Here is a 17364-nt window from a genome sequence, read left to right as displayed (position 1 = left end):
AGAACGAGTGAAACGTTATATTCTTCCAGAAAAAAGAAAACGGCCCAAAAGTAGGACCGTTCGAATTTCAAAAACTCGGTACACCATTAAGTCAAAGCATGCTTAACTGAATGGTGTTAACTGAAAAGTGGCTTTTTTTTGCTTTAAAGCATGCTAAATTAGCTGAAATTTATAAATGGAGAAACCAGTTGGAATTTTTATACGAATACGGTTTGTTTTTTGCTAAAACAGTTACTTTTGTTATCGCTATCGCAGTTGTTTTAATGCTAATAGTTGGCGCTGCAGTTAAGCCAAAGGCCAAAAAAGGTGAAATACAAATTGATGATATATCAGAGCAGCTAGTTGAACTTAAAGAAAGTTTTTTACAAAATACGTTGGGTAAAAAAGAGCTTAAAGCGCATCAAAAACAACTTAAATCAAAGAGTAAAAAAGCAGATAAAGATGAGCCTAAACCTCGTTTATATGTAATTGACTTTGTGGGTAGTATGGACGCTCACGAAGTAGAAAGCTTACGAGAAGAAATAACGGCTATTATCTCTATTGCCGATCCAAGTAAAGACAAAGTACTTATTCGTTTAGAAAGTGGTGGCGGTGTTGTACATGGCTACGGACTTGCTGCATCTCAGTTACAGCGTATTAAAAGTGCGGGTATCCCTCTAAGTGTTGCAATTGATAAAGTGGCAGCAAGTGGTGGTTACATGATGGCGTGTGTCGCGGACGAGATACTTGCAGCGCCTTTTGCAATAGTTGGATCTATTGGTGTGATAGCTCAAATACCTAACTTTAATAAAATATTAAAGAAAAATGATGTTGAATTTGAGCAAATAACAGCAGGTGAATTTAAACGCACACTTACTTTATTTGGTGAAAACACAGATAAGGCCCGTGAAAAATTTCGTGAAGAAATTGAACAAACACATGATTTATTTAAAACGTTTGTAAGCACTCAACGTCCAAGCTTAGATATAAGCTTAGTTGCGACAGGTGAGCATTGGTTTGCAACTCAAGCGATTGATAAAGGCTTGGTAGATGTTATAAAAACAAGTGATGATGCATTGCTAGAGCAGCAACATGAGCGCCAAATTTATAAGATTAAATACAAAGTTAAAAAAGGGTTGAGCGATAAGCTAGCTCTTGGCTTGAGTAGTGGTGTAAATAAAGTGGGAATAAACTTACTTTCTAAGTTTAAGTCGTTAAATCCTTAGATTAGAATCTTTTTCAGGATTCAGTTTAATTATTTTTACTCGAAAAAAAACCTTGATGGATTGCATCAAGGTTTTTTATAGCTATATAAATGTAGCTTATGAATCAATAGATTTATGATAATCTTCTAAGTCTTTAGCTGCATTAGGGTCGTTAAAGATGCTCTCATCTAGCTCACCTTCAGACTTGGCAACAACACAGGTAACCATACAATCGCCGGTTACATTAACTGCTGTACGTGTCATATCAAGTAATCTATCTACACCGATAATAATTGCAATCCCTTCTACAGGTAAGCCAACTTGGTTAAGTACCATTGCCAGCATTATTAAACCAACACCAGGTACGCCTGCTGTACCTACAGAGGCAAGTGTTGCTGTTAATATAACCATTAAATAATCAGATATTGTCAAATCGACACTAAACACTTGTGCAATGAACACGGTAGCCACACCTTGCATGATGGCAGTGCCATCCATGTTAATGGTAGCACCCAGTGGGATAGTAAATGAGGCAACCGAGTTATTAGCACCTAACTTTTTAGTAGCAGTTTCAAGTGTAATAGGCATAGTTGCGCTTGAGCTCGAGGTACTAAATGCAAATAAGCATGTGTGCTTCATTTTTGCTAAGAAAATAAGCGGGTTTAAGCCCGTTAATATTTTTAAAAGCAATGTGTAGTTTACAAAAGCATGTAATAACAGTGCAAGCACTACAACGCCAAAGTACTTCGCTAAGCTCACAATTAAGTTAAGCTCAATTGTTGTAAACAGTTTTGCCATTAAAAAGAACACGCCATAAGGGGCAATATTCATTAAAAGCGTAACTAGTTTTAAAATCACAGTGTTTAAATCTTCAAATACGGTAGCAACACGTTTTCCTGCTTTACCACTTAATGCCATTGCTACACCAAATAAAAGTGCAAACACAATAACTTGAAGCATATTGCCTTTGGCCATTGCTTCAAAAGGATTTGTAGGAAACATATCTATAATTACACGTGCAAGGGTAGGTGCTTCTTTAGCATCGTAGGTTGCATTAGATGGCAAGCTTATACCTTCACCAGGGCTAAATAATAAGGCAAGTGTAATCGCCACTGTTATAGCAATAGCTGTAGTTAATAAATATAAACCAATAGATTTACCACCTAGGCGGCCTAGCTTTTTAGGGTCGCTTAAGCTACAGGTACCACAAACAAGCGATACAAAAACAAGAGGCACAACTAACATTTTCAAGCTGGCAATGAATATTTGACCACCAACATGGAAAATACCATCAACAAAAAAGGCTTTAATTGGCAAAGAGAATAACCCAAGTGGTATTAGATAATCGTCTTCACCAGCTAATATAGCCTGAAATATAAAACCTACTGTAACCCCAAGCGCCATACCAATCATGATGCGAGTGGTTAAACTCATTGAACGGATTTTTGACATATTTCCTGATCTACATTTTATAAATTTGCCATAGACTACCAGCAAGGAAATATTTACTACAGAAAAAGTTAGTATTTATTTAAAAATATTTTGCACAAAAAAGTAATAAAAAACTGTGATTTTAGACTAAGTTATAGGTTAATATTAAGTGTAAATTAATTTTAATTATAATAACAACGCTAGGGAGAGGTTCATGCCTTTAATGCGACTGCTCGGCATTTCATTGCTAAGTTTTTTACTCACAGCCTGTGGTGGCGGTGGGTCACTTGAAAAAGACGGCTCTATTAGTGATGGTGATTCCACGACGGAAACATCAACCTATACAATAAGTTTGAAAGGTTATTTGAAAGCGAGTGATACTGAGTCGAATAGTGTGACTGTTAATGCTCCTTTAGAATTAAGAGCTAGTTTAGTTAATGAAGATGGTGATGCAGTGTCTGGCGAGCGTATTACATTCACGTTAGCGGATTCTATTGGTTTACTTGACCCAGTCTCTGGCACGGTTTTAACTAACACTGAAGGTGTAGCATCGATCACTCTTACGGCAGGCGATACTGCGGGGGCGGGTATTATTACTGCTACCTATATTAACGGTGTAGACACCTACAGTGATTCGTTTGGATTTGCATCAGATGGTTCTGAGAATGATGACTCAAGTGTGAGTGGAAGTATTGAACTAGATATTTCAATTTTAGATATTACTGGTTCGCCATTTACAGCTGAAAATCCAGTCAGTAAAGATAATAAAGGGACGGTTACCGCTACCTTGTTAGATGAAGATGAACCTTTACAAGGCCAGCTAATTTCTTTTACAACTAACTACACAGGTAAAATCACACCTGTGTTAGGTACGGCATTAACAGACGGGAGTGGTAAAGCTTCCGTAACGCTCAGTAGCGGTGATTCAAAAGGTGCGGGCCAAGTCGTTGCCATCTATACGGATGAAAGCGGTAATAGCATTACTAAAGTTGCAGGCTTTATTTCAAATGGTGATGATGCACCTGTGGAAAGTGCTGAAGCAGAGCTTGATATCAAGTTATTACAAGGCTGTACAAGTGATTGGGATGCTAATCGCAACACAACATCCCTCGAAAGCACATATCTAGCATCTGGTTGTAATGTTGTAAATCAATTCTCTTCTGATGAACTTATTGACGTTATGATTAAAGTCACAGATACAAGTTCAGGTGATGGTATTGATGGCATTATAGCTGAGTTATCTACAGACCTTGGTGCCTTGTTACCAGAATCAGGTAAAGCACTAACAGATAACTTTGGTTTTGCAATTTTAAAATTACAGCCAGGAGCAAACAGTGGTGCGGGAGAAGTATCTGTTACTGCTAAATCAGTTACTGCTTCAAAAGCATTTGAAATCGCTACAGCAGAATTAAGTGTTGAAATTTCGAATGGTTTATATAATAAATTAGATGATGCTGGCAATGTGATTGATAACGAATTTGTGCCGCTAGCAGCTGGAGCTACAACGGTTATTTCAGTAAATATTTATGATGCAAATGGAGATTTGTTTGTGACTCCACTAGATGTTGAATTTACATCTGGTTGTGTTGAATCTGATCTTGCTGTTATGGATGATACTGCAACGAGTATTAGTGGTATTGCAACAGCGACATACCGAAGTAATGGCTGTAACACATCACAAGGCGATACGGTTACAGCGACAGTGCTTACTGGTGGTACACCAAAAGTTGTTACAGTTAATGTACCTGTATCGGCTGCCGCAGTAAGCTCGATTGAATTTGTTGAAGCATCAGAAAATGTAATTGCACTAAAAGGGACTGGTGGAGTTTCTCGTAAAGAAATCAGCCAACTTACGTTCAAATTAACAGATGAAATAGGTAATACTGCTAAGCAAAAGCGCTTAGACTTTCGTTTAAGCTCGACTAATGGTGGCATATCACTTTCTGAAGTTACAGATGCAACCGGTTATTCGCATGCTAGTGTTTCAACAGACTCTGAAGGTTTAGCACGTATTCAAGTGAACTCTGGTTTTGTTCCTCAGGGTGTGCGTGTGCAAGCTTGCTACATCCCAGACGAACTTATTCCAGCTGACCAAAACGACAACGTTACATGCTGGAAAGAACTTTATGATGAGTGTCTTCTTGATGACGCAGAGCGTGATGTTAATGTTTCATGCCCAACCGGAGAACTCTCATTAGTTTCATTAGATGAGCAAGTAATAACAGTATCTGATTTAGTTTCGATTAGTTCGGGTTTACCTGATGGCAATAGTTTCACTGCTGCACCAACTAACTTCAATATTGAAGCGTTAAATTATACCGGTGATATTGAAGAAGTTAATGTTTATTTAGCTGATCATTTTAACAACCCTGTTCCTGATGGTACATCGGTATACTTAACAACTGAAGGGGGTGCTATTGGTACCATTGATGGTACAGAGTTTAATGCGCAGCTTGAGTGTAATACAGTCGACGGTCAATGCGTCGCTCAATGGCGTTCACAAAACCCAAAACCATTCACAGATGCAAAATGGGGCAATAAGATTAACAGCATTAACCCTAAAAGTGAAACTAATGAACTTAACTGTGATCTTTACTTTGGTTCTGCAGCACCTTGTATGGCCGGTATTTTAAATGCTGCTTTCAATGAAAATGGCGTCCCGCTTGGTGGTCGTGCAACAGTGCTTGTTACCGCTAAAGGTCAAGAATCGTTCATTGACATTAACGGAAATGGGCGTTTTGATACCAACGAATATTATAGTGGCTATGATCTAACAGAAGCATTTATCGATCACAATGAAAACGGTGTTTATGATGGCTTAGCTGGTATTTATGATCCTGTTACAGCGACAGTGATAAAAGCCGCTGATAACTGTCAAGAAGGCGATAGTGATGATCCATGTAGCCCAGAGAATACAAATGCTGGACATTTTGAAGAAAACTGGGATATTGACCTCAATGGTATGCACACGCTAGCTGATGGAAAATATAATGGTTTAGTATGTAAAGCGGAAGCAACAACACCAACTGATGGTGACACATTTGAAAGTCTGTGTACTAAAGAACTAGTTGATATTCGTGATTCTTTTGAAATTATTATGTCGGGTAGTACCGCATACAGTAGATTTGTGGTAACAAAAAGTGAACTACGTAATCGCTTTGCTGAAGCATTAGAAGAAACAGTTATAGATGACCCTACAGTATTTACTGATAACGCTATGCAGCTCGCGCAGGATATCGAAGAGTGTAATTATATCTATCGTCAAGCAGATACTCAGTCTGGCGCTATTATCTTGAGATTAGAAGCAACTGATAATACAGATTACTGTGATGTGGGTTCAATTAACATAACTACTGCAGATTCAGGGAATCAGCTATCAGCGTTAACTTTCGCTGTTTATTACTCTGATATATATAATAACCCAATGCCTGCAGGTACCAGCGTAGCTATATCTACTGATAATGGTGAATACAGCGGTACAGATGGTTTTGATATTCGCAATTCAAATGCAACGTTTGCATTTGGTGAAGCTCTATCAGTTAGCCGCGAAGCAGAAGGAAATGATAAAACTGAAGGCTTCTTAACCGTCGAATTTACGACAGGGAAAGGCAACATTTCAACAGCTCAAATTGCAATAAGTGATGATAGTTGATTGCTAATGAGTAGTTTAAAATAAAAAATGCCAACCTTTAGGTTGGCATTTTTGTTTCTGTTCTATATATTCCACATCAATTAATCTAAAAACACTAGTTTGTTTAATTTAACGACAAAAATTGTTCGTTTATTCAGTAAATACTGAAAAGTTTGTATTAAAAGCTTGTAACAACTAGTGTTTGTAGATATACCTATAAATATTCGCGCCGCTTATGTCGGCAAAACACATTTTCAATATTTGGTTAGAAATAGGCAACTATGGGCAAATCGCTAGTAATTGTAGAGTCTCCTGCTAAGGCTAAAACAATTAATAAATATTTAGGTAATGACTTCATCGTAAAGTCCAGTATTGGGCATGTACGAGATTTACCTACTTCAGGTTCGAGCAAAGCTAAAGTGCCGGCAACTAAAACGCCAGCAGAAGTTCGTAAAATGGAACCTGAAGAGAAAGCAGCGTATAAAAAGCAACGAGATTATACAAACTTAGTCGCGCGTATGGGTATAGACCCAAACCAAGGCTGGGATCCGCATTACGAAATACTGCCTGGTAAAGAAAAAGTTGTTCAAGAATTACAAAAGCTGGCTGAAAATGCAGACCAAATATATCTCGCAACGGATTTGGATAGAGAAGGGGAAGCAATTGCTTGGCACCTTCAAGAAATCATTGGTGGTGATCCTGCTAAGTATAAGCGCGTAGTTTTTAACGAAATTACTAAAAACGCAATACAGCAAGCGTTTGAAACACCTGGCGAGCTTAATACTGATATGGTTTATGCTCAGCAAACACGTCGCTTTTTAGATCGTGTTGTTGGCTTTATGGTATCACCTTTGTTGTGGGCTAAAGTGGCCCGTGGACTTTCTGCAGGACGAGTTCAGTCTGTTGCGGTACGTTTATTAGTAGAGCGTGAGCGTGAAATTAAGGCGTTTATCCCTGAAGAATTTTGGGATATTCACGCTGACGTTAAAAATACTGAGTCTGAGTTACGTTTAGAAGTAGCCAAACAAGCAGGAAAGCCTTTTAAGCCTGTAAATGAAGCTCAGGCTAGCGCAGCGGTTAAAAGCCTTGAGAATGCAGAATACAAAGTAATTAGCGTTGAAGAAAAACCAAGTAAAAGTCGCCCAAGTGCGCCATTAATTACTTCAACCATGCAGCAAGCAGCAAGCACACGTTTAGGTTATGGCGTTAAAAAGACCATGATGCTTGCTCAGCGTTTGTATGAAGGCGGGTATATTACGTATATGCGTACTGATTCAACTAATCTTTCGAAAGATGCCGTTGAAATGTGTCGTGAGTATGTAACAAACGAGTTTGGTGCTAAATACTTACCAAAAGATCCAATTAGCTACAGCTCTAAAGGCAATGCACAAGAAGCGCATGAGGCAATACGTCCTTCAAGCGTTACCGTGTTATCTGGTCATGTTGAAGGTGTAGACGCCGATGCTAAAAAGCTGTACGAGCTAATTTGGCGTCAATTTGTAGCGTGCCAAATGGTACCTGCTGAATACGATTTAACAACACTAACTGTTGCAGCTAACGACTTCCAGCTTAAAGCGAAAGGCCGTGTGCTCCGCTTTGATGGTTGGACAAAAGTACAACCTGCAATACGTAAGAAAAACGAAGAAGATCAATCACTACCGGCTGTTAAAGAAGGTGAAGTCCTTACTTTAATCGAACTTGATCCTAAGCAACATTTTACTAAACCGCCAGCGCGCTTTAGTGAAGCAAGTTTAGTAAAAGAGCTTGAAAAACGCGGTATTGGTCGTCCATCTACTTATGCGTCAATTATATCAACGATTCAAGATCGTGGTTATGTACGTGTAGAAAACCGCCGTTTCTTCGCTGAAAAAATGGGTGAAATAGTTACCGATCGCTTGGTTGAAAATTTCACTGATTTAATGAACTTTGATTTTACAGCTAAAATGGAAGGCCGTTTAGATGATATCGCTGAAGGCGAGCGTGTATGGACTCAAGTTCTAGATAAGTTTTATGCTGATTTTTCAACGCAATTAACTGTTGCTAAAGACGAGCCAGAGAACGGTGGCATGCGTCTTAACGAGATGGTTGAAACCGATATTGAATGTCCTACGTGTAGCCGAAAAATGGGTATACGAACGGCATCAACTGGTGTTTTCCTAGGGTGTACTGGTTACAGCCTTCCGCCAAAAGAGCGTTGTACTACAACAATGAACTTGGTGTCGGGTGATGAAGCAGTTGCAGCTGATGTAGAAGATGTAGAAACTGAAAAGTTAATGCAGATGAAGCGTTGTCCTATTTGTGAAACTGCAATGGATTCATACCTAATCGACGAAACCCGTAAATTACATGTGTGTGGTAATAACCCGGCATGTAAAGGGCATATAGTTGAAGAAGGTACCTTTAAAATTAAAGGCTATGACGGACCAATTATCGAATGTGATAAATGTGGCTCTGACATGGAACTTAAATCGGGTCGTTTTGGTAAGTATTTTGGCTGTAATAATGACGAGTGTAAAAACACACGTAAACTACTTAAAAGTGGCGAAGCTGCTCCACCAAAAGAAGATCCTGTTCACATTACTGAGTTAGAGTGTGAAAAGTCAGATGCGTATTTCGTATTACGTGATGGCGCCGCTGGTATATTCTTAGCTGCAAATACTTTTCCTAAGTCTCGTGAAACACGTGCACCTAAGGTAGAAGAGTTAAAACGCTTTAGAGACCGTATCTCGCCTAAGTTTTATTACTTAGCAGATGCACCTGCTAAAGATCCTGATGGTAATCTTGCTGTTGTACGCTACAGCCGTAAAAATAAAGCTCAGTATGTTATGACTGAAGTTGACGGTAAAGCTACTGGCTGGACTGCTCATTATGAAGCAGGTAAATGGACAGAAGAAGCGAAGAAAAAGGCAGCACCTAAAAAGAAAGCTGCTGCAAAAAAGGCACCAGCTAAAGCAAAGCCTAAAGCGAAAGCTAAAAAAGAAGATGAATAAGCACGTTATCGCTTATTCATAACTTTTTATAGGTTTTAAAAAACCATAAAAAAACCGGAATGCACAGCTTGTGTCTATTCCGGTTTTTTTGTGCCTAGTTAAATGTTTTCGCAACGGCTTTATTAGCAGTACATTCAACTAAGCGTATTGGAGATACCAATTTTATTAAAAAATGGTCATTATATTGCACTAAATAACCCACTCACTGCGTTAAAAAACATTCATATAAAACAACTATATGTCATGCTATTTCACTTGCTATTGAGCTATTTTCTTAGCGCTAAAATAGATCACTAATTTAATGCAATTGGTATGATTAAATCTTAACAGAAGATACTTTTTTATAGCCTTCAGATTCAAGCTCATCATTTACGCATTTTAATACGTAGGCATTTAGCTCTTCATTGCTTACGTCATCATCTTTAGCCCAGTTAACACACATTTCTGTGTATTCTTTTACCATTTCGGCTGAAGCTGTTGGCGCATCGTCTGCTACCGCGTAAGTCGCAGATACTGCAAATAGTGGAGCTACGATTAATGCTAGCAATGCTTTTTTCATTCGTTTATTCCTAAAAAAATGGTGTGATGACTGATTTACCCAGTTTAAGATTAGGTTTAAATCAGTAGTGCCCAATCCAGAACAACTCTGTTGGTATACTGATTTTTAAACGAAAACGAAATAAAAGATAACGAAATTTTTTTATCGTGAGGATGAGTAATTTACTTGTCAGGATTTCGCAGCTTTGTGTTGCAGTGGTTTATAAGCTAAGGTCGCTTTTTTAATTAAAAGACAAATCAATGTCATCACACACCCCTAATAAAAAACCACGCCAAGCTAATAAAGTAGAGCATGCATTAGAATCTTTTATTTTTAAAGGGCGTTGGCTACTAGCCCCATTTTTTGTGGGTTTACTATTTGCAGTTGTACTGTTGTTAATAAAGTTTTTTAAGCAGCTTTATTTAATGGGTATTGCGACATTTACAGCAACAAATCAAGAGTTACTTGTCGGTATTCTAACTTTAGTTGATACGGCATTATTAGCGGGGTTATTGCTGATCATTATATTTAGCGGTTACGAGAACTTTGTTTCTAAGCTTAATATTGATAATCATGAAGACAGACCATCTTGGATGGGAAAAGTTGGTTTTTCAGGTCTAAAGATGAAATTAATAAGTGCGATAGTCGCTATTTCTGCTGTTGAGTTATTAAAAGTATTTATAAACTCAGGCGCATATCCAAGTGATGAGCTACTTTGGAAAGTGACTATTCATGTTACGTTTGTAATGTCAGGCGTTTTATTTGCTTTAACTGACTACTTAAACAGTAAAACCCAAAGTCATTAGAAAAATTAAACGCACAAAAAAGCCCAAGTAATTTACTTGGGCTTTTTATGTTTAGAGCTTAGCTGTAATATTAAGTGTAATTATTGATGTCATTAACACTTTGCATAAAAGCAAGCGAAAGGCTCAAGCGTAAGTGTGTCTTGGCTTAATTTTGCGCTGTGGTGGCTAAGCTCATTATATTCTTTAACGATTGATGTGGGCATATCAATACTTGTTTGTTGAGAGCTTAGATTAAATATGCACAGCATTTTTTTCGGTCCAAGCGTTCTATAAAAAGCAAGCACAGGCTCAGGCGTTTCAATAAACTCAATATCACCCTCTAGTAAAACAGTTTGGCTTTTGCGCCACGCCATAAACTCACGATAGGCGTTTAAAATTGAGTTGCTATCATTAGTTTGCACAGCGACTGATTGCTGTTTGTGTGCATCATCAACAGGTAGCCAAGGTTTTACGTCACTAAAACCCGCATGAGGTGAATCAACTTGCTCCCAAGGCATTGGCGTTCTACAGCCATCACGCCCTTTAAAGTTAGGCCAAAATGTAATGCCGTATGGGTCTTGTAAGTCTTCAAAGGCAACAGATGCTTCACCTAAACCAAGCTCTTCACCTTGGTACATACACACACTGCCACGAAGGGAAGCAAGTAGGGCGGTTAGCATTTTACATTGCTGAGGGTTTATTTCGCCATTTTCACTCCAGCGACTTGCTACGCGCTCTACATCATGGTTGCTAAATGCCCAACACGGCCAACCCTCAGTCATACGTTGTTCAAGAGTTTGAACCGTAGTTCTAATATATTCACTTGAATAATCATTTGTTAAGAGCTCAAAGCTATATCCCATGTGCAGCTTATCGCCACCTTGGGTGTACTGCGCCATTGTCGCCAATGAATCTTCTGATGAGATTTCGCCAAGCGATACAGTACCTGGGTATTTATTAAGTAATGTGCGAATGTCTTGCATAAACTCAATATTTTCTGGCTGAGTGTTGTTGTAGTAATGATACTGAAATGCGTATGGGTTATCTTCACTAAAACCACGACCCTGGCGCTTATCTTTTGGTTTAGCTGGGTTATCGCGAAGTTGTGCATCGTGATAACAAAAGTTAATAGCATCTAATCTAAAGCCATCAACGCCTTTTTTAAGCCAAAACTCTACGTTATCAAGTACAGCTTGTCTTACGTCAGGATTATGAAAGTTTAAATCGGGTTGTTCGGTTAAAAAGTTATGCAAATAATATTGCCCACGGCGAGGTTCCCACTGCCACGCGCCACCACCAAAAATAGACAGCCAATTATTAGGTGATGTGCCGTCATCTTTAGCTTCAGCCCAAACATACCAATCCGCTTTATCGTTATTTTGATTTTCGCGGCTATCTGTAAACCATTGGTGTTGATCTGATGTATGGCTTAGTACTTGGTCAATTATAATTTTAATGTTGCGATCGTGGGCTTGGCTAATAAGTTCATCAAAATCGTTTAAATCACCAAAAAGCGGGTCAATGTCACGGTAGTCACTAATATCGTAGCCAAAGTCTTTCATCGGCGATTTGAAAAAAGGTGAAATCCAAATTGCATCAACGCCTAAGCTTTTAATGTAATCAATACGATTAATAATCCCTTTTAAGTCACCAATACCATCGTTGTTGCTATCTTGAAAGCTACGCGGATAAACTTGATAAATAACCGCACCTTTATACCACTGCTTTTGGGTCATGCTTTTCTCCGTCATTCCACACAGTATTTAGACTATTCTTCATTGTGATTACGATTAATCACGTTATTTTCAAAAAGCATACGTGAAGCCTGTAATTCTGTAAAAAGTCTGCATACGTATGCACTAAAAATAATGCAATAAAATTATTTAAAATAAGCGCTTAGCGCATCTTTAGCGGTGTTCGTTTTGTGTGTTTAATGTTTACCAATTATGTTATTCATTAATTTTTTAGTTAAATTTAACCTAACAGTTTGTACTATAAAGGAAATATACCCTTGGTTTTACTAGAAATGGTCTGACCAATTTAACACTTAGTAAATGTGCAATTATTTAAACGTTATATAACAGTGCCAATTAATTTCATCTTGTTTACATTCCAGTAGAAAGGCTATTAGTTTTCTACAAAATAGATTTAATCTGTCATGCTCTTTCAGTGTTTTTTGCTTTGTTTATTTTTAATAAAATCATATGGTTAAAATTATATGTGTGTAATGTATGTTAATGTTAGGCTACATTGAAATTGTTGAATACGTATGCATAAAGTTGTTAATAAAATAAATCTGGCGTTAATATTCATCCTGACAACAAAATTAGCTCGCCTTGTTTAACTATCACTTAAACATTGAACGCGGGTATCACAATATGGGTAACGGGAAAACATTATGTCTATGTTCAAACCAAGTATATTAACTTTAGCATTAACAGCTGCAGGCTTATCAAGCTTTGCTACACAGGCTGCTCAAGAAGATACAATAAAAAAAGATGATGTAGAAGTTATCGAAGTTAAAGGCTTTCGTGGCAGTGTTGTAGAATCAATCAACACAAAACGTTTTTCTACACAGGTTGTAGAATCTATTTCTGCAGAAGATATAGGTAAGCTGCCAGACTCTTCAATTGCTGAATCAATTGCACGTTTACCAGGCTTAACAGCTCAGCGCTTAGATGGCCGAGCAAGTCGTGTCTCTATCCGTGGTTTTGGCGAGAATGAAAGTGGTACTACGTTTAATGGTCGTGAACAAGTATCGATTGGTGATAACCGTGGTGTAGAGTTTGACCTTTACCCATCAGAAATAATGAGCGGTGTAACTGTTTATAAAACGCCAAATGCAAGTATAGATGCTGAAGGCATTGCCGGTGTTATTAATATGCAAACCGTGCGCCCTTTAAGTAAAGGCGAGCGTGTTGTGCAAGTAAATGGGCAGTATGAGCAAACCAGCTTTGGTAAATTAAATCCAGACGGTAATGATGACGGCTATCGAGGCACTATCTCATACATCGATCAGTTTGCTGACGATACAATTGGTGTTGCCTTTGCTTTAAATACAATGAGTTCACCAAATCAAGAAAAACGTTGGAACTCATGGGGCTACCCAGAATTCACCGAAAATGGTAACGATTATTCAATTCTAGGCGGCGCTAAACCATTTGTACGTTCATCAACCCTTGAGCGTGATTCGGCAATGCTAGTACTTGAAGCCGCCCCTACAGACAAATTAAACATGACGTTTGATGCGTTATATGTAGATTTTACAGATGAAAAAATTCTACGCGGTATTGAAGTTCCATTTGCATGGGGTCAAGGTAGTATTGATGCAAATAGTGTTGTAGTTGATGAAGCATCTGGCTTTATAACAAGTGCAGTAACACAAGGCCAACGTGTAGTAGTTCGAAACGATTATGAAGAACGCGAAGCGGAACTTACAGCTTTTGGTTTTAATACTAAATATGATATTGACGATTCGTGGTCAGTAGAGTTTGATGCAAGTTATTCACAAGTAGACCGTAAAATCTGGAGTGTTGAGAGCTACTCAGGTACAGGGCGTGGTGATGCTCGCGGTGTTGCAGATAACTTAGGTTATACATTTAATGGTGGAAATACCGGCGCAAGTTTTACTCATGACTTAGATTATAGCGATTATGGTTTAATACAGTTAGGTGGCCCGCTATCGTGGGGTGCAAGCTCTGCACTTAACGATAAATATGGTTTAACTGGTACTGAGTATGAAAACCAAGCGCAAGATGGTTTTATTAATGCACCGACCATTGAAGATGAGCTGTCAACATTAAAAATAGCGGCTTCAAAGGTATTAGAAAACGAGTACATAAGCTCTATTGAATTTGGTATGTCTTACAAAGAACGTGAGAAAACAAAAGATTCAGAAGGTTACTTTATGACGTTATCTAGCTTTTCGCTTGATAACCCAGGCATGCTTAATGTGCCAGAACAGTACCGTAACGGAAGTGTTGATTTAGGCTTTATAGGCATGGGCGATATGATTGCTTATGACGTAAATGGCTTAGTTAACGACGGTTATTACGACTTACTGGCAGAGAGCTTAACAAATACAAGTCATGCGACTAAATCGTGGACTGTAAAAGAAGAAATTACTTCTGCATTTGTTCAAGCTAATATTAATGCTGAAGTAAGCGGCCTTGCATTAACGGGTAACGTGGGCGTGCGTTATGTACAAACTGATCAATCATCACAAGGTAATGCATTTAGTACTGTTGATGGTGTGGTTGTTACATCACCTACAAACATAAGTCATGATTACTCGCACGTATTACCTAGCTTAAACTTGTCACTTGCGATTGATGAGCAACAAACGATACGTTTTGGTGCTGCTAAAACAATTTCTCGTGCACGCTTAGATGAAATGAATTCATCAGTTAATGCTTCATATAATCAAACACCTGATGAAAATGGCAACTATTGGTCTGTATCGGGTGGTAACCCAAATTTAGAACCTAAAGAAGCAACCGGCTACGATTTTACTTACGAGAATTACTTTAGCGATGAAGGTTACTTCTCTGCTGCGTTTTTCTATAAAGATTTAACTCAGTGGATTTTTGACGGCACGTATGCAATTGATATGTCAGGCGTAGCTGACCCTTCAACAGGTGAAGTTCCTGCAACAGCATCAGGTACAGGCAGCGGTAAAATAAATGGCGGCGGTGGCGATTTATATGGTTACGAGCTTTCACTAGCGTTACCATTTAAAATATTTCATCCATCTCTTGAAGGTTTTGGTTTAATTGCCAGCCATACTGGTATTGAGTCTGATATTGAAGATCAAAACGGTAACGATTACGAGCTACCAGGTCTTTCGGATAAAATTCAAAGCTTAACAGTTTACTACGAAATGCATGGTATGCAATTACGTACCAGTATGCGCAAACGCAGTGCCTTTAAAGGTGATGTATATGGTTTAGGTTTTAACACTGAACAAGTTGATATTTTAGGTGAAACTATTTGGGATGTTCAAGCAGGTTATGACTTCTCTGAGGCCGGTATTGAAAGCCTTGAAGGTTTATCTGTTCAGTTTCAAGTACAAAACTTAACTGAAGAACCGTTTACGTCACTTTCTGGCGATAATGCTCTACAAGTACGTGACTACCAAGATTACGGTCGTACTTACTTGTTAGGCTTTAGTTACAAGCTATAATAAAAGTTGTGTGTAGAAGCCCTTGTGATTTGTTTTACAAGGGCTTTTTTATAGCTAGTTTATCAAACACTGATTAATACCAATTCGCTTAATTAAGTTTATTGAGCGCTGTATTAAAGCGTGGGCAATAATATGAAACCAATAAAACATGTCGTAATTGCAGGCGGTGGTACCGCAGGGTGGATAACAGCAGCACTGCTTAATAAAGTGTTAGGTAAAGTAATTAATATCACACTAATAGAATCATCAGCTATTGGTACGGTAGGAGTGGGTGAAGCAACGATACCGCCCATTATTCAACTTAATAACGCGCTGGGTATAAACGAGCAAGATTTTATTAATGCCACTAATGCTTCAATAAAATTAGGTATAGAGTTCGAAAACTGGAAAACGCCAGGGCATAGCTACATGCATGCGTTTGGCTCGTTAGGTAAAGATTTTCCCTTTTGCGATTTTTATAACTTTTGGGTAAAAGGTCAAATTACGGGTTGCGAAGACGACTTATGGGATTTTTCACTCAATTACCAAGCGGCTAAACAGCATAAATTTGCACCCCTCAATACAATTCCTAATACCCAACTACCTGGGCTGAGTTACGCATATCATTTTGATGCGACGCTTTACGCTGAATACTTAAAAAAGTTGGCTATATCGCGCGGTGTTAAACACATAGATGCAAAAATAAGCCATGTTGAACAATGCGATACAGGCAATGTTAAAAGCCTAGCACTGGATAACGACAGTCAAATTAGTGGGGATTTATTTATAGATTGCACCGGGCTGCGTGCACTATTAATTGAACAAACACTAAATACAGGGTTTATTGATTGGTCTCATTACTTACCATGCGATAGTGCAGTAGCCGTACAAACAAAAAGTACTCATGAGCTTAAGCCCTATACGCGATCTATTGCACATAGTGCTGGTTGGCAATGGCAAATACCACTGCAAAATCGTATTGGTAATGGCCTTGTTTATTGCAGTAGATACTTGTCAGATGATGATGCTAAGCAGTTACTGCTAAAAAGCTTACCCGCTGAGCCAATTACAGAGCCCCGTATTATAAAATTCAAAACAGGTCGGCGTTTAAAGCAATGGCATAAAAATGTGGTGTCGGTTGGCCTCTCAAGTGGTTTTTTAGAGCCGCTAGAGTCAACCAGTATTCATTTAATTCAAACTGCGGTTACGCGTTTAATTAAGCTATTTCCACACAACGGTATTAGCGATGCGTTAGTAACGGAGTTTAATAAACAAAGCGTTATTGAATTAGAGCACATACGTGATTTTATTATTTTGCATTATAAACTCACCGAGCGAGAAGACTCACCGTTTTGGCGTCAATGCATGCAAATGGATATACCAAATTCCCTTACCCATAAACTGAATTTATTTAAACACACAGGCAAAGTAATACGTGAAGATGATGAACTATTCGCCGAAGTTGCTTGGCAGCAAGTCATGATAGGGCAAGGGCTTATCTCTGATGACTATAACAGTATTGTTGATTCACTAAGTGATGATCAACTGAGCGATTTATTCTCTACTTTAAAAACGTTGATCAGCTCAACTGTAACGCAGTTACCAACTCACCAGAATTTTTTAGCCAGCATTAAAAAGGTATAA

9 protein-coding genes are annotated in these 17364 nt (G+C 38.4%); 6 read left to right on the top strand and 3 right to left on the bottom strand.

Going from position 1 to position 17364, the window contains the following annotated elements; genetic code table 11:
* The first annotated feature begins 188 nt into the window (after positions 1 to 188).
* On the top strand, positions 189 to 1205 hold the full coding sequence (gene sohB, locus I6F44_RS07950) for a protease SohB (RefSeq protein ID WP_121955497.1): 1017 nt from the start codon (positions 189 to 191) through the stop codon (positions 1203 to 1205).
* A gap of 96 nt (positions 1206 to 1301) precedes the next feature.
* Here sohB and I6F44_RS07945 read toward each other — a convergent pair whose 3' ends face one another.
* Positions 1302 to 2636, bottom strand: a complete 1335-nt coding sequence (locus I6F44_RS07945; RefSeq protein WP_007582590.1) for a dicarboxylate/amino acid:cation symporter — start codon at positions 2634 to 2636, stop codon at positions 1302 to 1304.
* A 193-nt stretch (positions 2637 to 2829) separates the two neighbouring features.
* On the opposite strand from I6F44_RS07945, the gene I6F44_RS07940 reads away from it, so the two are divergent.
* The gene (locus I6F44_RS07940) at positions 2830 to 6267 is read left to right on the top strand and encodes a hypothetical protein (protein WP_121955494.1); all 3438 of its coding nucleotides are present in this window, start codon (positions 2830 to 2832) and stop codon (positions 6265 to 6267) included.
* A gap of 260 nt (positions 6268 to 6527) precedes the next feature.
* Entirely contained in the window at positions 6528 to 9236 is a 2709-nt protein-coding gene (gene topA / locus I6F44_RS07935; RefSeq protein WP_024592543.1) for a type I DNA topoisomerase, read from the top strand.
* 316 nt (positions 9237 to 9552) lie between these two features.
* Here topA and I6F44_RS07930 read toward each other — a convergent pair whose 3' ends face one another.
* Positions 9553 to 9795 carry a hypothetical protein gene (locus I6F44_RS07930; RefSeq protein ID WP_007582596.1) on the bottom strand — a complete coding sequence of 81 codons (243 nt, stop codon included), beginning with the start codon at positions 9793 to 9795 and terminating at the stop codon, positions 9553 to 9555.
* Between the two features lie 239 nt (positions 9796 to 10034).
* On the opposite strand from I6F44_RS07930, the gene I6F44_RS07925 reads away from it, so the two are divergent.
* On the top strand, positions 10035 to 10580 hold the full coding sequence (locus I6F44_RS07925) for a TIGR00645 family protein (RefSeq protein WP_121955495.1): 546 nt from the start codon (positions 10035 to 10037) through the stop codon (positions 10578 to 10580).
* 92 nt (positions 10581 to 10672) lie between these two features.
* Here the strand turns inward: I6F44_RS07925 and I6F44_RS07920 are convergent, their stop codons facing one another.
* Positions 10673 to 12295, bottom strand: coding sequence for an alpha-glucosidase family protein (locus tag I6F44_RS07920; protein WP_121955496.1), 1623 nt, complete (start codon positions 12293 to 12295; stop codon positions 10673 to 10675).
* 662 nt (positions 12296 to 12957) lie between these two features.
* Between I6F44_RS07920 and I6F44_RS07915 the strand changes: the two genes are divergently transcribed.
* Both I6F44_RS07915 and I6F44_RS07910 read left to right on the top strand, forming a co-directional pair.
* Positions 12958 to 15741, top strand: a complete 2784-nt coding sequence (locus tag I6F44_RS07915) for a TonB-dependent receptor (RefSeq protein ID WP_121955274.1) — start codon at positions 12958 to 12960, stop codon at positions 15739 to 15741.
* Positions 15742 to 15873: 132 nt separating this feature from the next.
* Positions 15874 to 17364, top strand: a complete 1491-nt coding sequence (locus tag I6F44_RS07910) for a tryptophan halogenase family protein (protein ID WP_121955275.1) — start codon at positions 15874 to 15876, stop codon at positions 17362 to 17364.

This window comes from Pseudoalteromonas sp. NZS11_1 (genome assembly GCF_015864275.1).
GTDB lineage: Bacteria > Pseudomonadota > Gammaproteobacteria > Enterobacterales > Alteromonadaceae > Pseudoalteromonas > Pseudoalteromonas arctica.
This window is presented reverse-complemented; position numbering and strand designations above follow the sequence as displayed.